The following is a 1,746-nucleotide window of genomic DNA, read 5'->3' as shown; positions in this document are numbered from 1 at the left end:
AGCGCGCCCGCGTCGAGGGTTACATCGCCAAGGGCATCGAGGAGGGCGCCCGCCTGGTGTGCGGCGGCGGCCGCCCCGAGGGCCTGGACTCCGGATTCTTCGTGCAGCCCACGGTGTTCGCCGACGTCGACAACTCCATGACGATCGCCCAGGAGGAGATCTTCGGCCCGGTGCTGAGCATCATTGCCTACGACACCGAGGAAGACGCGATCAAGATCGCCAACGACTCGGCGTACGGGCTCGCCGGCAGCGTGTGGACCACCGACATTCCCCGCGGCATCGAGGTGTCGGAGAAGGTCCGCACCGGGACCTACGCGATCAACTGGTACGCGTTCGACCCGTGCTGTCCCTTCGGTGGTTACAAGAATTCCGGCATCGGCCGCGAGAACGGCCCCGAGGGCGTCGAGCACTTCACCCAGCAAAAGAGCGTGCTGATGCCGATGGGTTACACCACCGACTGACCCCGCGGTAGCTCAGCGACACACCGACCGCATCGCCAGCAACAGCCGGACCAGCTCGGCCTGGCGATGGGTGCCGGTCTTGTCGAAGACGTGTTGCAGGTGCGTCTTCACCGTGGCCAGCGACAGCGACAGCTTCTCCGAGATGTGCTTGACGCCGTGGCCCTCGAGCGCCAGCAGGGCGACGGCGGCCTCCGCTTCGGTGAGGGCGTACGCCCGCCGCAGCAAGGCGGCCGGCGGCTCGACCTGGTCTTCGGGGTCGACGATGACGATCATGGCGCGGCCGGACGCGGGGCTCAGCGTCGCGGACCCGAGCGGCACGATGTCGACGCGATACGGGCGACGCCCCGACCGCCGAGGGCACGTCAGCGAGTCGCCGCGGCGGGCCGTCTCGACGGGCCCCGTCGCGGCGTGGACGCTGCGCTGCAGTTGAGCGTCGATGTGCGGGTTGACGGCCTCGACGCGGCCGGCGTGAGTCCGCAGGCCGTCGCCGGTCCGCAGGATCTCGTCGGCGGCGACGTTGGTGTGCACTATCCGCGGGCCGGGCGCGACGACGACGAATCCGTGGCGCAGCGCGTGCGCCGCGTCCCGCAGGCCGTCGCCGCGATCGCGTAGCTCGTCCAGGTGCGCCTGCGTGCGCAACGCCTGCTGCAGATGCGGAACCAGCGCGCTGACCAATCCCGTGAACTTGTCCGGGGGCCGTGGCCCGGCGATCAGCAGGCAGGTCGGCGCGCGGCCGGTGGTCAGCCGCACGAACAAGCCTTCGGTCACCTCGTGGGGGCGCATGAAGTCCACGTCGAATTCAGAGCGCGCCTGCAGGGCCATCAGCGGACGCCCGTCCCGAACCACCCCGACCGGGCCACGCTCGACGGCCTTGAGCACGTAGTCGAGCTTGTAGTAGTACGAGCTGTACGCGGCCTGCGCCTCCGAGACCACGTTGCCGTTCCGGATGGCCGTGTTCGCGCCGTCCGACACCGTCAGGGCGCAGGCATGCCCGTCGAGCAGGTGCCGAATGTCCCCGAGCGCCGCGGTCCAATTGTCCGGGTTCACCGCCGAGCTGTGGATGGCCGCCGCGATCCGCGAGAAGTCCTCGATCGTGTCCATCGGCCGTCCAGGGTTAGCTGCGGTCCAGCATGGCGCGCCTCCAGCAATCGACCAGTGCAGCCTAACCCCAAACCTCATCCGTTTGAATGAATTCATCCGAGCCGGTTCCTGATTTATTGGTCGTGTGCCCGATCCGGGCTCAACACGAGGTCAGCGCCCCACCCGCGCTCCGGGGCGCGCCCGC

The 1,746-nt window shown here is 69.1% G+C and carries 2 protein-coding genes; one reads left to right on the top strand and one right to left on the bottom strand.

Features of this window, described 5'->3' with window-relative positions; genetic code table 11:
• The coding region (locus A5714_RS02825) for an aldehyde dehydrogenase family protein (RefSeq protein ID WP_156747147.1) at positions 1 to 461 on the top strand (461 nt) is incomplete at its 5' end.
• A 12-nt stretch (positions 462 to 473) separates the two neighbouring features.
• Here A5714_RS02825 and A5714_RS02820 read toward each other — a convergent pair.
• Positions 474 to 1,562, bottom strand: coding sequence for a LuxR C-terminal-related transcriptional regulator (locus A5714_RS02820; protein WP_068282558.1), 1,089 nt, complete (start codon positions 1,560 to 1,562; stop codon positions 474 to 476).
• Positions 1,563 to 1,746 lie beyond the last annotated feature (184 nt).

Origin of the sequence: Mycobacterium sp. E2462 (assembly GCF_001672685.1) — a bacterium.
Classification (GTDB): Bacteria; Actinomycetota; Actinomycetes; order Mycobacteriales; family Mycobacteriaceae; genus Mycobacterium.
Note: the sequence above shows the minus strand (reverse complement) of the source record. Positions and strands in the feature narration are given on the sequence as shown.

Bases quoted from the DNA above. Each gene is read 5' to 3' on its own strand.
- A5714_RS02820 (WP_068282558.1), bottom strand. From the start codon at position 1,562: ATGGACACGATCGAGGACTTCTCGCGGATCGCGGCGGCCATCCACAGC.